We start from the raw sequence: 15,761 nt of genomic DNA on the forward strand, positions 1-15,761 counted from the left end.
GGTCTGGCCAGACAAGAAACTGGGAGCCGATGGGCACTGTGATGTTGAACCCGGATCGGCAGCAGCAGACCGAGAAAAGAGCGGCATAGTTAGACGGCGACGCGACAACAACCTTGAAAAACGCCGCCGAGAACAAACCTAAAGAAGCCGGGCGCCAAGGCACTATCCTAGGTGGTGGGGCCGCTGGTGGCGCGTTGGCTGGACAGAGCATCTCGATGCTATGCGGCCACGCGCTTTCAACTTTGCGCAGGTACTGATCAATCATCGCTTTGGCAGTGGCGCCCTTGCGGCTTGCCCGCTCGATCGCACCAGGCTCATCGAGTTCCGACTTACGCGCCCACGCCTGCGCAGCCTGTTTTCGGGCGAAGGTCTGGCTCTCTTGGTAGACTTGCACCCCATCACGCTTGATGCGGATCTGAGCGGTGTAGCTCACAGACCCATCCGCCAGTTTTCTTGCCCTGATAGCTGCCATATCGAAAGTGGTACGCGTCAGTTTTGAAGTGGTACATCGTACCACCGAGACCTGAAAAACGCCTGAAAACGCCCTAAAACACGCCGAAAACACGTTGAGTAAAATGGTACAGAATCAGAGCCTTAGCCCAGTAAAACCAATGCCTACGCTGTCTCGCCGCTTCAGCGTGGCCCCGATGATGGATTGGACTGACCGCCATTGCCGGTTCTTCCTACGCCTGCTGTCGAAGAACGCCCTGCTCTACACCGAGATGGTCACCACCGGCGCGCTCCTTAACGGCGATCACGAACGTTTCCTCCGTCACAACGAAGCCGAGCATCCGCTGGCGTTGCAGTTGGGCGGTAGCGTTCCGCTGGATCTGGCCGCTTGCGCGCGGATGGCCCAGGAACACGGTTATGACGAGGTGAATCTCAATGTCGGCTGCCCAAGCGATCGTGTGCAGAACAACATGATCGGTGCGTGCCTGATGGGGCATCCGCAACTGGTGGCCGATTGTGTGAAGGCGATGCGCGATGCAGTGTCGATTCCGGTGACGGTGAAACATCGGATCGGGATCAATGGGCGCGACAGTTACGAGCAGTTGTGTGATTTCGTCGGGACGGTGCGGGATGCCGGGTGTACCAGTTTTACAGTGCATGCGCGGATTGCGATTCTGGAGGGGTTATCGCCGAAGGAAAATCGCGACATCCCGCCGTTGCGCTATGACGTTGCCGCGCAGTTGAAGGCGGATTTTCCGGCGTTGGAGATTGTACTGAACGGCGGGATCAAGACGATAGAGGCTTGCCATGAGCATTTGCAGACCTTCGACGGGGTGATGCTAGGGCGTGAGGCTTATCACAATCCGTATTTGCTGGCGGAGGTGGATCAGCAGTTGTTTGCTAGTTCAGCGCCGGTGATCAGCCGCGCTGAGGCGCTGGCGCAGTTGCGGCCTTATATTGCCGAGCATTTGCAAGCCGGGGGCTCGATGCATCACATCACGCGGCATGTGCTGGGCTTGGGCACCGGGTTCCCGGGGGCGCGCAAGTTTCGTCAGTTGTTGTCGGTGGATATTCACAAGGCCAAGGATCCGCTGGCGTTGCTGGATCAGGCGGCGGAGTTGCTTGAAGGCCGTTGATGCCCTCCCCTCAAACTGGCCAGGCGAGCTGATTCGCCTGGCTTGATCCTCATCCCGCCGCTGCCTCCGTCCAGTTCACCCAGCCGAACAGCCACGTTGCCAGTATCAGCAAGCCAAACGCGATCCGATACCAGGCGAACGCGGCGTAGCTGTGGTTGGCGATGAACTTGAGCAGGCCGCGCACGGCGATCATCGCGAAAACAAACGCAGTAACGAAGCCGAGGGCGAAGACTGGCAGGTCACTTTGCTGAAACAGGTCGCGGTACTTGTAGCCAGAGTACACGGCAGCGCCGACCATGGTCGGCATGGCGAGGAAGAACGAGAACTCGGTGGCGGCTTTGCGCGACAGACCGAACAGCAGGCCGCCGATGATGGTCGAGCCGGAGCGCGAGGTGCCTGGAATCATCGCCAGGCATTGTACGAAACCGACCTTTAGCGCGTCAGACCAGTGCATGTCGTCGACGTGATCGACACTCACGACGTGATTACGCTGTTCGGCCCACAGCATCACAACACCGCCGACGACCAAAGCCACAGCGACGGTGATGGGGTTGAACAGGTATTGATGGATTTTGTCAGCGAACAATACTCCCAGTACAACGGCGGGGAGAAAGGCGATCAACAAGTTGAGGGTGAAGCGCTGAGCATTACGCTCAGTGGGCAATCCTTTGGCGATGGCGAAGATCTTCGGCCGGAACTCCCAGACGACGGCAAGAATGGCCCCCAGTTGAATAATGATGTTGAAGGCCATCGCACGTTCGCCGCCGAAATCCAGCAAGTCGGCGACGATAATCTGGTGGCCGGTACTTGAGATAGGCAGGAACTCGGTCAGGCCCTCTACCGCACCTAATATCAACACCTGGAAAAGGGTCCAGAAATCCATTAATCCTCCGTCAGAGTGCTCGTGGCGAGCGACCCGTTAAAACTGCACTCAGAAATTGAGTATCGGTATTGAAACAATTGCCGTATCGCCCCATTGCTGAGTAGGCGACGCAGAATATGCCTTATCAAAAGACACACTCAAGCCATGTTAGTAATCGTCCGCGTACGAACTACTCGAAAAATATTCAGGCACTTTAATAGAAAAAGTTTGCCAACCGGGAAAAGTGTGATCAATATCACACTCTCTTCGATGGCTAGATAATGGCAAAAGGACACAGACCAGTAATGGCCACTGATTCAAAACAGTGGCACAATTTCATATTGCCACCATCTGGCAGCTAGTTCAGCACCTCGAGAAAATCAACTAAAAGCATGGAATGCTTAATTATTGTTATAAAACTCGGGAGCCACGTCTAAAAATCGCGTGAATGTTACCAATTGTCAGTCACAGATGAGAATTAGTGCTTTAACATCCCGATGTCAGCACTTAATTCGAGTCAATGCATGATGCTCTCAGGGAACTTGGCGACTAGAAGTCCGCGCCCGACAAACGACGAACCCGGCGTTCTCACTCTGGGTCGAACCCGTGGCGTGGCTGAACACTTTAGAGCGCTGATCGCCCGGCACATACGAAGCGATATGGCACTGGATGCCAACGCCTACACTAGTTCATATGAGCAGAATGAACACCCTGGTTCGTATCGAGCCATCTTCATTGTCATCGACAGCCCCCAGGCTCTTGAAGAGAATCTTGCGCTGGTGGAGAGCCTGCGCACTGACAACTTGAAACCTATCATTTGTGCGGTCATCACCGGTCGCGGCGCCTTCAACAAGATCAAGTATTTTCTAGCCGGGGCGGACTTTTGTATCAAGGTCAACACTCCTTGCGACGATGGCGCCGAGTCACTTGGCGAATTCTTCAACAGTGAAGAATGGCAAAGAGAAGTCAATCTGACACTCGACCCCACTCGTATCTGCCTGATGGATACCAGCAAGAAGCTGGATATTTCTTTCGCTGAAATGAAGATCCTGGAAGCCTTTGCGCAAACCAGTAATCACATCCTCAGCCACGATGAAATCGCCGATATCATGGGGCTCAATACCAATTTCTACGATCCCAGGGCGCTGGAAAAATCAATCAGCCGCTTGCGTGGAAAAATCAAGGACATGTATGGTACGAACGCGATTCAGAGCATCCGCGGCTACGGCTATCGCCTGATGCGCGGTCTGATATCGACTGCCTGACTCAAGGGCACCCTCCCTTTTGCATACTTACGAAGGATCGTCTGATGCAACCATATAGCTCTAGTTATACCTCACGCCTACTAATAACAAAGCGCTTGAATGAGCACGCCAACATAATAATAAATTCAACAACATAGCAGCAGATCGAGTGGAATTCATCGAGAGCTATCATTGGGCCCAGACCCTGCCTATCGATTACTTCCAAGGAAGTCATTGCTCGCCTGCCGATTTATCTTTTAGCCATTTTTGGTGTGTATTTAGGAGAGAGACATGGAAACTAGTACAACCCTCCCAAGAAAATATTTTGTTGTCGTGACTCACAGTACAAGTTCTCAGCGTGAACTTGAGAGCATGCTGTCCAGCAAGCGCTTCAATTCGTTTGGTACGTCTCAGGCACAAATGTTTATTGAAGGTGCTACTTCGCCCTCTTCCGCCCCCATGCTGATGGAGTTCACCTACGCAAACGGCACCCGAAGAAACGTCGCCCGCACGATTGAACATGACACACAGCGAATATTGGCCACTCTTGAGTCCGAATGGCTGGCTGCACAGTCGGCGAATCCATTTCACAGCGTTCCGGCAAACACGCCTCCAGTCATCATGGACGACACGCCTTGCAGCGAAACCTGGCATCTTGATGATGATCAGGGCGCACTGAGCAAAGAAGGCGTCGAAATCAGTCTGACTGGCCTGGAAACAGCATTGGTCAAGAAAATGCTTAACCATGAAGAGCGTGTTGTCAGTCGCGATGACCTGATCCTCAGCATCGGCCGAGAGCCGGAGCAGTATCGCGGCCTGGAGATGTGCCTGAGTCGCCTGCAAGACAAATTCAAAAGCGCCAGCAAGGGTGAGCGATTGTTCCGTGCCGTAAGAAATCGCGGTTATTGCCTCATCCAGGAAATCGTCGCGTAAACACGGCGACCGCTCCATACAAAGCAAACAGATAACAGTGCGATTACAAAAACAAGAAGAGCACTCTGTTTGACTTTACCTCCCTTCGCCAAATAAGACATCCCTGCCTCCACCCGACAACAGTAACAAAAACGACATCACCTATTCACCCCCTCCTCCACGACCTTTTCTAACACCCCTCTATTTAATTATTAAAAAGTTGGCACTATGCCACCTTGTTAGAACTCGTCAGACACCATCCCCGACAATAACTTAGTCTATTGATTGACGACAGTTCGGCCTATCGACGTTGTTACCTCAGGACACTCGTTAAAACAAAAACAATAACTCTGACTAACAACTCGGTTTTCAACTGTTGAAACCTGAATGGACGTCTTTTGGGGATATCGTATGGATCTTTCTCTTAGTATCAATCGAAGCGCAGGCCTCAAAGGACTGACCTTTTGGGGCCAATGGGCGCTGGCACAGGGCTTTGTTGTAACGCTGTTGTTCATGCTCGCTGAACAGCACACCGGTACCGTGGCGTTCTACTACCGAATGTGCGCAACGCTGGCGGTATTGGCCTCGGTCCCGGCTTACACGTTTAGCGGCGTTTATCGCAAACGCGACAATTACCTGACCGGGTTGGGTCGGCTGTTGATGGGCTGGTCCATGACCATGGCGGCGCTGGCCTTCATCGCCTTTGTCTGCAAGGCCGATGAACTGTTCTCACGACAGGTGATTCTGAGTTGGGCGGTGTATGGCTTCCTGGGTCAGGCACTGCTGTACGCGCCGCTGCATGCGTTTTCGAAGTTCTATCAGCGCTCACGTAAAAGCGAGCACAAGACCCTGATTGTAGGAACAGGCGAACTGGCACTGGGCTTGGCGAAGAAGCTCAACCAACTGGAGAACCTGCCGTTGGTGGGTCTGGTCAGCAACGGTGATCTGCCGGCCCTGGACTCGGACGCACCGCGCATCGTCGGCGCTCAGGAAGAGTTGCTGACGCTGATCGAGGCCCATGACATCCGCCGCTTGTACATCACGCTGCCGCTGTGCGAAGCGGCGAAAATCGAAGCGATGTATGTCGATTTGCTGGGGGCCAACGTGGACGTTGTCTGGGTGCCGGATCTGAACAGCCTGACGCTGCTCAATCACTCGGTGAAAGTCGTGGACGGTCTGCCGGCGATCTACCTGAACGAGAGCCCGCTGACCAGCCGCCCGACGGCGGCCCTGAGCAAAAGTCTGATGGAGAAAAGTGTGGCGCTGCTGGCCATCATCCTGCTGAGTCCGGTGCTACTGGTCATTGCGCTGGCGGTCAAACTCAACTCGCCCGGCCCGGTGTTCTTCAAGCAGGATCGCCATGGCTGGAACGGCAAGGTGATCAAGGTCTGGAAGTTCCGCTCGATGCGTATGCACGATGACCATGAAGTGAAACAGGCCAGCCGTAACGACTCGCGTATTACGGCGGTCGGCCGCTTTATCCGTCGCACATCGCTGGACGAGTTGCCGCAATTGTTCAACGTGCTGCAAGGGCATATGGCCCTGGTGGGGCCGCGTCCCCATGCTGTCGCGCACAACCATTTTTACTCGGGGAAGATCCTTGCCTACATGGCGCGTCACCGGATTAAACCGGGGATCACCGGGCTTGCTCAAATCAGCGGCTGCCGAGGCGAGACGGACACCATCGACAAGATGCAAAAGCGTGTTGAGATCGACCTGCAATACATCAATAGCTGGTCATTGTGGCTGGATCTGAAGATCCTGGTGAAGACACCGTTTACACTGCTGTCGAAGGATATTTACTGAGGTTGAAGGCTTAACACCGCGAGGGGACGAAAGTCCCCTTTTTTGTGCCTGTTGTTTTTTTTGGGGGGGGCAGGCGACATCGATGCTGAATGTGCCGACGCCTTCGCGAGCAAGCCCGCTCCCACAGGGATTCTCGGCGGGCAGCGGGGTTGGGGTTCGGCAGATAACACGGTGGGAGCGTGGCTTGCCCGCGATGGCGGTGGGTCAGGCAACATTAATGCTGGATGTGCCGACGCCGTCGCGAGCAAGCCTGCTCCACAGGGGTTCCCACCGGTTTAGCGAGGGTTACTCGGTGATCTTCTCGAAGTTGCGATAGAACATGTCCCCTTCCCGGCTATCGGTCATTGAGTGCAATTGATAGCTGCGATTGAGCCTTGCGCCACCGTCACGAGTCAGTGGCGCCCACACCAGGTTGGCGCGGCGCATGGTGGACATGCTCATCATTTCGTCGAACGGAATGGACAGGTAGATGCCTTTGTCGAAGCTACCTTCACCGTACTCGGCACTGCCGGCGGTGGTGATCGTCGCCCAGGCCCCAAAGCGTACGCCGTTGAAAAACTCACGCGAGATGTCCAGCGTGCCGCCCCAGTCGCCGGCCAGGTATCGGCCGACGCTGACGGCCGCCAGCGTGTCGTAGGGCAGGTCGGTGTAGCCCGTGATGTGCCCGGTCACTACCGAGTAGTCACGCAGCGCGAAGCCCTGATCAAAATCGCGCTGACGCACGTAGTTGAGATCCGCTCCCACCGACCAACGCTCACCCGTCGGACGGAACAGTACTTCCCCGCCAACCCCGGCAAACATCGACTCCAGATACCCGCCGTACACCATGCCATACAGGTCTTTATCCAACTGTTCGGCATGGCTGACCTGGAACAACGGCATGGTCACTTCGGAGGTGGTCAGGTATTGACGTAAATCCGTGCGCACGCGCGGCAAGCCGCTCGGCGCATCGTAGGAAAACTTGTCGAAGTTGTTCGCCAGGTTGGCGCTGAGCAGGCCGCTCCACCAGGTGTTGCGGTTGAAGCGGTATTCGGCGTCCGCATCGGCACTGAACTGATAGAGCAAACCATCGGGGCCGCCAACGTTCTGTTTGAAGCCCAATCCAACGCCATAACTGAAGTGCTGCGGTGCTTCGGTGTAGAGAGTCTTCTCGTTGCGCGGCATCGCCGGGTTGATCTCGGTGGTGCGGTGCAACGACTCCAGCGGCTCTTCGTTGTTGATCACTTCACGGAAGGTCTGGCGCGGTACGCTGGTTTCTTCCAGCGGCAGGTCGTAGCGTTTGTTGACCAGGGTGAACCAGTCGATGTCGTCGTTGACGCTGTTGTCGAGAACCCGGCTCGCACGGCCGACCGCCTTGGACGAATGGAAGTAGCGCTGTTGCTCGCCATACACGATCAACTCGCGATCGCGCTGGCTGATGCGCTCGACCTTATAGCCGGCATTCTGCTGCAGGCGTTGCGACACGTCGACCCAATTGACCTGTTCCATCGACGTGGTCGGCATTTTTGCCGGCAACGGCTCTGGAGTGGGATCGTACGTTTTGGCCGGGGCTTTGCGGCTGACGAAATTGGTGTGGAACGTCACGCCAAACATCGCTGTATTACCACGCTCCCACGCTGCACTGAGGTCGATCGAATCGGTGACCTTGAACACCGCACCGAGGTTGATCGGCGAGTCCTGTTTGATCACGTTGTCCTTCGGTTCGCTTTTGTAATCATTGCCTTCGTATTCGAGTTTCAGGCTGAGGCGATCCCAGGGCGTCTGGTAGCTCACGCCGCCAAAAAGCGAGGGGCTGCCGCGAAAGTACGAACCGGCGTTGACGTCACCAGTACCTTCAGTTGCCGGGCGGGTTTTGAAACGGTCATCGGCGTAGCCCAACGGGTTGTCGACGTCGCCGCGATTGCCGATATAGCCCCACGCGATACCGGCGCTGAAATCGAAGTTGTCGTAGCGCTTGTTGGCGACGAAAAACTCACTGGAGAACAAACCCGTACCCCCGATATCCCGGAAGCCCAGCGCCACTTCGGGCGCCCAATGACTCTCCTGCCACAGCCGGACCTTGGCGTCGACCGCCTTATCCTTATAGCTCTGGCTGCCACTCAGCGCCTCGGAGCCGTATGGCCGGTTGGTGATTGCGGTGTAGCGAAAGGAACCTTCGAGCCAATCGAGCGGCTGCAACGAAACGCTGTAGCGGCTGTAAGGCTCGGTGCGGTTGGCGTTGACGCTCAACTCGCCGGCCGGCGCCATGCGCGCCGTCGGCGTTTGCAACAGCCCCGTGCCACCGAAGTCATTCTGGGTAATGCGCGGCTCGGCATGAACCAACCCGCATGGCAATAACAACACAGCTGCAAACCGTAAATTCAACGAACCACCTCAACCAACTGCGTGGCAATCAATTCAGCCAACTGCTGATTCAGCTCAGGAACAGGCGGATCAAGATCATCATTTTTTACCGGTACAAAAATCTTGCTGCCGGCAACGGGAAGCTGGCCGCTTTCGCGATTCCAGTGGGCAATGCCAACGCGCCGCGAAGTGCCGTTGGGCTGGATCAGCCACAGATAGTCGGCCTCGGCATCGGCCAGAATCGTGCAGTCTTGCAGGTAGTCGCGAGCCTCCTGCAAGGGCTGATACGGCAAGTGGCAAGGCTCGGCGACTGCACCAAGCACTTCAACTTCGTCGACCCGCTTCGGGTAGATCAGCCGATCACCGTTGTCGAGACGAATGTTGCGCGCAAAGCCAACTTCCAATGCCACCGGATCAAGATCGGCGATCTGCCGGCCAGTGACCGGCATCTGCCGGACGTCCTCGATCAACCGCGCAGCCAGCGCTGCGCGACCCGGTCGATCGAAGAGCAAGGCCATACGCCGCAACACATCCAGATCAAACAGCACACCGGCCTTGAGCCGCGCCTGCTCTTGCAGCAGTGACTGACGCAGCAGCACACCCGCCAGCCAATAACCCTCGGCATTGGGCACGGCCTCGTTGATCACATCGAGCAAGCGCCCATTCGCCGGCAACTCGACCGGCCCGGGATTGGCGACATCGCCACTGACGGTGACGGCGGCGTGGCTCATTGCGCTGATCAACATCAGACTCGCCGATAACATACCGAGCCGCTTCACGGGATGTGCCTGCGGTCAGGCGTCAGTTGCACAATCTTCACGCGTAACTGCGAGGTCAGTTGTTGCTCGCTCTGCATAATGAAACCGTCACGCGGATCGACCCAATAACGATTGGTCGCCCGCAGGCCGATGGCCGGGGCATCAATCTGCTCATCGACACGCAGCACGGTGTAGTCCTTATCAAGAATTCTGAGGGTTTGCGTGGATCGGCGGGAGAAGCGGCTGTTGACGATGACGCCAACCTCCTGGCCTTTGTAGAGGTCGATCCAGCGCCGCGTGGTGTAGCCGTCCGCAACCTGATGCAGGCCTTGTTTGAACGGCGAATCGTCGGACTGACGCATGCCATCCAGATCGCCCTCCAGGCCCAGGCCAACGCTGCGCACGGCGAGGCCGTTACGAAGCAGCAACACCTGCTTGCCGGAGGCGACCCAGAACTGCAGATCCTCACGCTCGCGCACCAGCGCCAGCACCCCGGAGCCAGACGGCGTGGTCAGTTTGAGTTGCGGATAATTGACCCCGGCCACTTCGGCCGCCGACACGTCCACTTCATCCGGGCCGATGACCGCCGCTTTGAGGTTGTTCAACGAAGCGCTCATCAACGGGTTGCAGCCACACAACAACGTGGCCGCTATCAGGCAGACGCCCACTTTCAAGGTGTTCACAGTCGGCGGCCTTATTTGGTGTTGTTACTGTATTCGCTCCAGTTCTTCGCAGCGGAAGCGCCCGTACCGACAATCGATGCCGATGGCACCAATTGGCTGATGAAGCGGTTCCAGCGAGTCACGTTGGCAGGTCCGACATAAACAACATCCTGAGGACGCACCTGGAAGTGCGAAGCGAGCGCCATGGCGGTCGGCGATTGGGCCTCCAACTGGTAGATCTTCGCCGGCTCGACATCGAGGTTTTCCACCCCGCGAATGACGTAAACCGCGTTGCCATTGGAGGTGGTTTGACTCAAGCCTCCGACCGAGCCGAGCACGTCCGAGAGGTTCATGGTCGCGGTCTTGAAGCTCAGTGCACGGGGCTGATTGACCTCTCCCATGACGTAGATGCGCTTGTTGTCGTTGTACGGCAGATAAAGCTTATCGCCACCCTTGAGGTAGACGTTCTGCAACTCCGAATCCGGCTGGTTGAGCGAGTCGAGATTGAGCGGATACGTTTGCCCATGGCGCGTCAGCAACAGGCCGGACAAGTCAGCGTTGTTGGCGTCGATGCCGGCTGAGCCGAGGGCCTCGACCACACTCAGCGGAGTGGTGGAAATCGCTTGTGGGCCAGCCTTGGTCACCGCGCCGGTCACCACGACTTTCTGGCTGGCGAAACGCAACACCGCGACATCCACTTGTGGCTCGGCGATGAAGGCCGACAGCCGCTGTTCGATGTCTGAGCGCAGTTGCTGAATGGTTCGCCCGGCGGCCTGGACTTCCTTGATGTAGGGGTAATAAAGCGTGCCATCGGAACGCACCAGACGGCCATTGGCGTCGATCTGTTGTTGCGCGCCGGACGGGGCCGTCAGCTCTGGGTGATCCCACACCGTGATGTACAAGACATCGTTGTTGCCGATGAGGTACTCGGACGGCGTTGCCAACAGTGCCGCCGGCACCGGCTCACGCTTTTGCGTGGCGCGGTTCATGGCAATCAGTTTGGGGGTGATCGGAATCAGCTCGACCCGGCTACTTTCACTGGCCCCTTGGCGGGTGATGTCACCGGTGCTCAGGTATTGGCCGGGGGAAAACATGCAACCTTGCAAAGCGAGACTTGCCAACATTAAAAGAGAAAAACTACGAGTCATAATGGCACTACGCTATTCAAGGGCGAATCCAAAAACAAAGTCACCCGACTTACGTCGGGCGACCTTGTACTGCACTAACAAATGTTCCTGTTAGTTGTGCGTGCCGGTGGTACCGGTGGTACCCGTCGTACCGGTGGTACCGCCGTTGGCACTGCCACCGCTGTTGGACGCCGCTACAGCACTGGCAACCATTGCAGTACTGGCTGCAGGCGCTTGAGAAGCCGCTACATTGCCACCTACATTGGTTACCGCTGTCAGCGGCGCTTCAGCGGCGGCTGCCCAGTTGCTCAACATCGTCAACAGGGCAATTGCCATCACTTTTTTCATATCAACTCCTTTCTAACATTCAACCTGATCGAAATCGGGTGTGTGCTAGAGGTGGTAGAGTTCAAGTCCGCAAAAAGCGCGAACAAGATCCGTTGTTCTTTCACAGTCTTACCCAACTGATAAAAGTCGAACGGCAGGTTTATATCTACGGACTTGCAATAAGCATTGCCAGTGTAATTTCCCGACGTTATCTAACAACCTGACTGAAAATAACATTGGGTTAAATAGCCATCATCGCAAGTAACCCTTGGGATGATTCGATTGCCAGCGCCAAGTGTCGGTGACCATGTCCTGCAAGTTGCGCGTGGCTTTCCAGCCCAGTTCTCTCGCCGCCTTGGAGGCATCGGCCCAGCTCTCGGCAATATCGCCCGAGCGACGCGGCATGACCCGATACGGAACGGGCTGCCCGCTCGCCTGCTCGAAGGCGTGCAGCACTTGCAGCACGCTGTAACCGTCACCAGTGCCCAGGTTCCAGGTATGAATGCCGGTGCGCCCGGTGATGGACTGCAAGGCCTTCAAATGCCCGTCCGCCAGATCGACGACATGGATGTAGTCGCGCACGCCCGTGCCGTCGACGGTGGGGTAATCGTCGCCGAAGATCGACAACTCTTGCAGGCTACCGACCGCCACCTGGCTGATGTAGGGCAGCAGATTGTTGGGGATGCCGCTGGGGTCCTCGCCCATATGGCCGCTGTCGTGGGCGCCGATCGGGTTGAAGTAACGCAACAGGGCGATGCTCCAGCGCGGCTCGGACTGACACAGGTCGCGCAGCACGTTCTCGACGATCAGCTTGGATTGGCCGTAGGGATTGGTCGGATTGCCGGTGGGGAAATCTTCGCGGATCGGCATTTGCTCAGGCTCGCCATACACCGTGGCCGATGAGCTGAACACCAGGTTAAACACCCCCGCCGCTGCCATCGCCTGGCACAGCGTGATGCTGCCGCTGACGTTGGTTTCGTAATACGCAAGCGGCTTGCGCACGCTCTCGCCCACCGCCTTGAGCCCGGCAAAATGCAGCACGGCCTCGATCGCGTGCTCGCGGAAAATCCGGTCGAGCAAGGCTCTGTCACAGACATCGCCTCGAATCATCCAGGCACTTTTGCCGCAGATGGCTTCTATCGCATGCAACGCCGCTTCACTGCTGTTGCACAGATTATCCAGCACGACAACTTCATAACCTGCTTCAAGCAGCGCAAGTGTGGTGTGCGAGCCAATATAGCCGGCACCACCGGTTACCAGAATTTTCATAGCGCGGTCCGTTATTGAATAAGTGCCAAGTAGCGTGTCAAGCCTCATTGTTGGATTTTGTGTGGTACACCACACAAACAAGGCGACAACAACCGAAAACAAAACTGGTTCAATGACTGGCAATAAATATCTTTGCAGGTCACACTCTATTGCCCGGTACTTATTAGCACTGCAAGTGTGCTTGTCACTATCAACAGATACCGACTAAAAATAACTAATAACGCGCTGACCGACATCTCATAACATTGCCATGTTTTACCCCCTCGATTCATTGCCATTAACAACCTGACTCAGGTATTAAAGTAGACCTTCAATCATCACTGAAACTTGCAGCCATTTGTTATGGCCTGCCATCGTCGCCTGTGTTCCATGACTGTCCAGGATACTTTTATGATTCGTAAATGTTTGTTCCCCGCTGCCGGCTATGGCACGCGTTTCTTGCCGGCCACTAAAGCGATGCCCAAGGAAATGTTGCCGATCGTCAACAAGCCGTTGATCGAGTACGCCGTTGAAGAAGCGCGGGACGCCGGTCTGCAACACATGGCCATCGTTACTGGCCGCGGCAAGCGCGCGCTGGAAGACCACTTCGACATCAGCTACGAACTCGAACACCAGATTCGCGGCACCGAGAAGGAAAAATTCCTCGCCGGCACCCGAGCGCTGATCGACACCTGCACCTTCTCCTACACCCGCCAGGTGGAAATGAAGGGCCTGGGCCACGCGATTCTCAGCGGTCGGCCACTGATCGGCGACGAACCGTTCGCCGTGGTACTGGCCGATGACTTGTGCCTGAACCTGGAAGGTGACGGCGTACTCAGCCAGATGATCCGGCTCTACAAAAAATTCCGCTGCTCGATCGTCGCCATCCAGGAAGTCCCGGCCGACCAGACGCACAAATACGGCGTGATCGCCGGTGAGTTGATTTCCGATGGCATCTACCGGGTCAACAACATGGTGGAGAAACCTGCGCCGCAGGACGCCCCCTCGAACCTGGCGATCATCGGCCGCTACATTCTGACACCGGACATCTTCGACCTGATCGCCGACACCCAGCCAGGCAAAGGTGGCGAGATCCAGATCACCGACGCGTTGATGAAACAGGCGCAGAACGGTTGCGTGCTGGCCTACAAATTCAAGGGTTTGCGCTTTGACTGCGGCGACGCCGAAGGGTATCTGCAGGCGACCAACTTCTGCTACGAAAACGTGTACCTCAAGGGCCGCTGAACCGGCCACATCCCCCGCCCACTCTCCACTTCAGGCAGACAACCATGAACATTGCACAACATTCGGCAGACATTGAACGAGAAGTGGGCAACCAAGGGGTGATGAGCTGGTTGTCACGCCATCAGCCATTGCCCAGCGCCAATGAGTCGTGGCTGGGCACGATTTTGCTGGTTGAGCGCATCGGCATGTTTCCTTCGTCCGGTGATATTCGCCGGTCGATGTCCGATCCCTATCCCCTGCTCGCGCATTTGAAAAGCATCTATGGTGAGCAGGCACTGGAGATGGATGACCGCGATGGCCTGAAAGTGATACTCAGCGACTGGCGCTTTCGCGTACGCATCTGCTGCAACGATCCGGGGATCATCATCAACGTGGAAACCCGTTGTGATACGCGGTTGATGCCGCAGAAAACCGCCGAACTGTTGAGTCAGTTGGATGCGTTCGAAAAAGCTTGAACACACAACGTTTCAAGCTGATCAAAGTGGGTTACAGGGCAGGTGTTTCGTTGCAGCTGCCTTCCCTGCCACCCACGATCCAGCGGTAGAAATAATCGGCAATCACCTTGCCGCCCGTGGCGGGCTGCGGATGGATCCTGTCCGGGCCGATCATCGTAGCAGCGTAGCGTCTGACGTCGGCGCCGAACGCACATTGCAGGTTGGCGTAACCCAGATGCTGTTCCCGTGCCCAAGGCGCTAAAACCTGTGCGTAAGCCGACATCGGATAGGCACTGGAGCGCGTGGTGTCCTGCCGCATGATCAGGTTGATGCTCGCCGCCGGTTGAATCTCGCGGATCATCCCCACCAGGCCCTGAACGTTCTGCAGATACTGCGCAGGCGTCACACCAAAGCCCTGATCGTTGCCACCGAGCATGATCAGGTAAATATCGGCAGGGATCTTCGCCACCACGGCTTTCCACTGCATCTGCCACTGTGGATCGCGGTGATAGAAATCGGCGGACGCTGCGCCGGACGCCGCCAGTTTGGAGACGCGAATGCCGGTCTGATCGTTGCTCATCCAGACGCCGAACAGCGTGGGCGCGCCTTTCACCACTTCCAGTTTGAATGCCCAATCAGCCGCGGCCGGTGTGCCCGGCAATGGCACCTCCTGAACCCCGACACCTGCGAGCTTCAACGGTTGCCAGTTCTGGGATGGCGTCCAGCGGTAGCGGATTTCACTGGATTGACCGTTGCCGAGGTAAAGCAACTTTGCCTGAGTAATCACGGTGTCGATGGCCGGTGTCGGGCGGGCGTCTATTTGCAGCCATGAACCGGGCCGACCGGTGAGGGTGCGGCTATCCGGGCTGGCCTGACCGAGGCCAGACACCCGCCAGTCACCACCAAAGTACTTTTCACTGCGGCGGGTGTATTTGAAATGCGTGCCGCCCAGTGCTGCGCCATGGTTGAAACCAACGTAGCCAGGCCCGGCGAAACCGACCTCCCCGGCTACTCGCTGCACCAGTTTGTTCAGATAGAAATCCTGCCCGGCGCTGTAGCTGTCGCCGATCACCGAGACCGACAACACTTTGCCGGCCTGGCCTTCTCGCCACTTTGCAAAGCGCTCGCGCGCATCACCGACCTCTATCACCGACGCCGCAACAGGCTGGCCGTCATCGACTGCAACCATGGATCAATTCCTTCAGTC

At 56.7% G+C, this 15,761-nt stretch carries 14 protein-coding genes and 1 pseudogene; 6 read left to right on the plus strand and 9 right to left on the minus strand.

The annotated features are described in order from the left end of the window. Positions 1 to 223: 223 nt before the first annotated feature. A pseudogene (locus tag AACY50_RS23290) lies at positions 224 to 472 on the minus strand (site-specific integrase); the annotation flags it as partial. A 139-nt stretch (positions 473 to 611) separates the two neighbouring features. On the opposite strand from AACY50_RS23290, the gene dusA reads away from it, so the two are divergent. Beyond that, on the plus strand, positions 612 to 1,586 hold the full coding sequence (dusA, locus tag AACY50_RS23295; RefSeq protein ID WP_339466212.1) for a tRNA dihydrouridine(20/20a) synthase DusA: 975 nt from the start codon (positions 612 to 614) through the stop codon (positions 1,584 to 1,586). A 49-nt stretch (positions 1,587 to 1,635) separates the two neighbouring features. Here dusA and AACY50_RS23300 read toward each other — a convergent pair whose 3' ends face one another. Continuing rightward, the gene (locus tag AACY50_RS23300; RefSeq protein ID WP_339433344.1) at positions 1,636 to 2,469 is read right to left on the minus strand and encodes an undecaprenyl-diphosphate phosphatase; all 834 of its coding nucleotides are present in this window, start codon (positions 2,467 to 2,469) and stop codon (positions 1,636 to 1,638) included. A 503-nt stretch (positions 2,470 to 2,972) separates the two neighbouring features. Here AACY50_RS23300 and AACY50_RS23305 point away from each other — a divergent pair. The 3 genes from AACY50_RS23305 (at position 2,973) to AACY50_RS23315 (ending at position 6,410) form a co-directional block, all read left to right on the plus strand. Next, on the plus strand, positions 2,973 to 3,713 hold the full coding sequence (locus AACY50_RS23305) for a winged helix-turn-helix domain-containing protein (protein ID WP_339433345.1): 741 nt from the start codon (positions 2,973 to 2,975) through the stop codon (positions 3,711 to 3,713). A 270-nt stretch (positions 3,714 to 3,983) separates the two neighbouring features. Further along, positions 3,984 to 4,625 (plus strand): winged helix-turn-helix domain-containing protein, encoded by a 642-nt coding sequence (locus AACY50_RS23310; RefSeq protein ID WP_339433346.1) that lies wholly within the window; start codon positions 3,984 to 3,986, stop codon positions 4,623 to 4,625. A 390-nt stretch (positions 4,626 to 5,015) separates the two neighbouring features. Beyond that, positions 5,016 to 6,410, plus strand: a complete 1,395-nt coding sequence (locus tag AACY50_RS23315; RefSeq protein WP_339433347.1) for an undecaprenyl-phosphate glucose phosphotransferase — start codon at positions 5,016 to 5,018, stop codon at positions 6,408 to 6,410. A gap of 285 nt (positions 6,411 to 6,695) precedes the next feature. Here AACY50_RS23315 and AACY50_RS23320 read toward each other — a convergent pair whose 3' ends face one another. From AACY50_RS23320 to galE, 6 genes are all read right to left on the minus strand, one after another. Then, positions 6,696 to 8,774, minus strand: coding sequence for a YjbH domain-containing protein (locus tag AACY50_RS23320; protein WP_339539226.1), 2,079 nt, complete (start codon positions 8,772 to 8,774; stop codon positions 6,696 to 6,698). Then, positions 8,771 to 9,532: a capsule biosynthesis GfcC family protein gene (locus AACY50_RS23325; RefSeq protein WP_401160224.1), complete on the minus strand. Its 762-nt coding sequence runs from the start codon at positions 9,530 to 9,532 to the stop codon at positions 8,771 to 8,773. Before AACY50_RS23325 ends, AACY50_RS23320 begins: the two co-directional genes overlap by 4 nt. Then, the gene (locus AACY50_RS23330) at positions 9,529 to 10,194 is read right to left on the minus strand and encodes a YjbF family lipoprotein (RefSeq protein WP_339433350.1); all 666 of its coding nucleotides are present in this window, start codon (positions 10,192 to 10,194) and stop codon (positions 9,529 to 9,531) included. Before AACY50_RS23330 ends, AACY50_RS23325 begins: the two co-directional genes overlap by 4 nt. Positions 10,195 to 10,205: 11 nt before the next feature. Beyond that, the gene (locus tag AACY50_RS23335) at positions 10,206 to 11,267 is read right to left on the minus strand and encodes a polysaccharide biosynthesis/export family protein (protein ID WP_339539227.1); all 1,062 of its coding nucleotides are present in this window, start codon (positions 11,265 to 11,267) and stop codon (positions 10,206 to 10,208) included. A 144-nt stretch (positions 11,268 to 11,411) separates the two neighbouring features. Further along, the gene (locus tag AACY50_RS23340; RefSeq protein WP_129394762.1) at positions 11,412 to 11,648 is read right to left on the minus strand and encodes a hypothetical protein; all 237 of its coding nucleotides are present in this window, start codon (positions 11,646 to 11,648) and stop codon (positions 11,412 to 11,414) included. Between the two features lie 231 nt (positions 11,649 to 11,879). Beyond that, a complete protein-coding gene (galE, locus tag AACY50_RS23345; protein ID WP_339433352.1) occupies positions 11,880 to 12,896 on the minus strand; it encodes a UDP-glucose 4-epimerase GalE in 1,017 nt (338 codons plus the stop codon). A gap of 390 nt (positions 12,897 to 13,286) precedes the next feature. Here galE and galU point away from each other — a divergent pair, with 390 nt between their 5' ends. Then, the gene (gene galU / locus AACY50_RS23350; RefSeq protein ID WP_339433353.1) at positions 13,287 to 14,120 is read left to right on the plus strand and encodes a UTP--glucose-1-phosphate uridylyltransferase GalU; all 834 of its coding nucleotides are present in this window, start codon (positions 13,287 to 13,289) and stop codon (positions 14,118 to 14,120) included. Between the two features lie 44 nt (positions 14,121 to 14,164). After that, positions 14,165 to 14,575 carry a mannose-1-phosphate guanylyltransferase gene (locus tag AACY50_RS23355; protein WP_339433354.1) on the plus strand — a complete coding sequence of 137 codons (411 nt, stop codon included), beginning with the start codon at positions 14,165 to 14,167 and terminating at the stop codon, positions 14,573 to 14,575. 31 nt (positions 14,576 to 14,606) lie between these two features. Here AACY50_RS23355 and AACY50_RS23360 read toward each other — a convergent pair whose 3' ends face one another. After that, the gene (locus AACY50_RS23360; RefSeq protein WP_339433355.1) at positions 14,607 to 15,743 is read right to left on the minus strand and encodes an SGNH/GDSL hydrolase family protein; all 1,137 of its coding nucleotides are present in this window, start codon (positions 15,741 to 15,743) and stop codon (positions 14,607 to 14,609) included. Positions 15,744 to 15,761 lie beyond the last annotated feature (18 nt).

The organism is Pseudomonas sp. RA_15y_Pfl2_54, assembly GCF_963971015.1.
GTDB lineage: Bacteria > Pseudomonadota > Gammaproteobacteria > Pseudomonadales > Pseudomonadaceae > Aquipseudomonas > Aquipseudomonas baetica_A.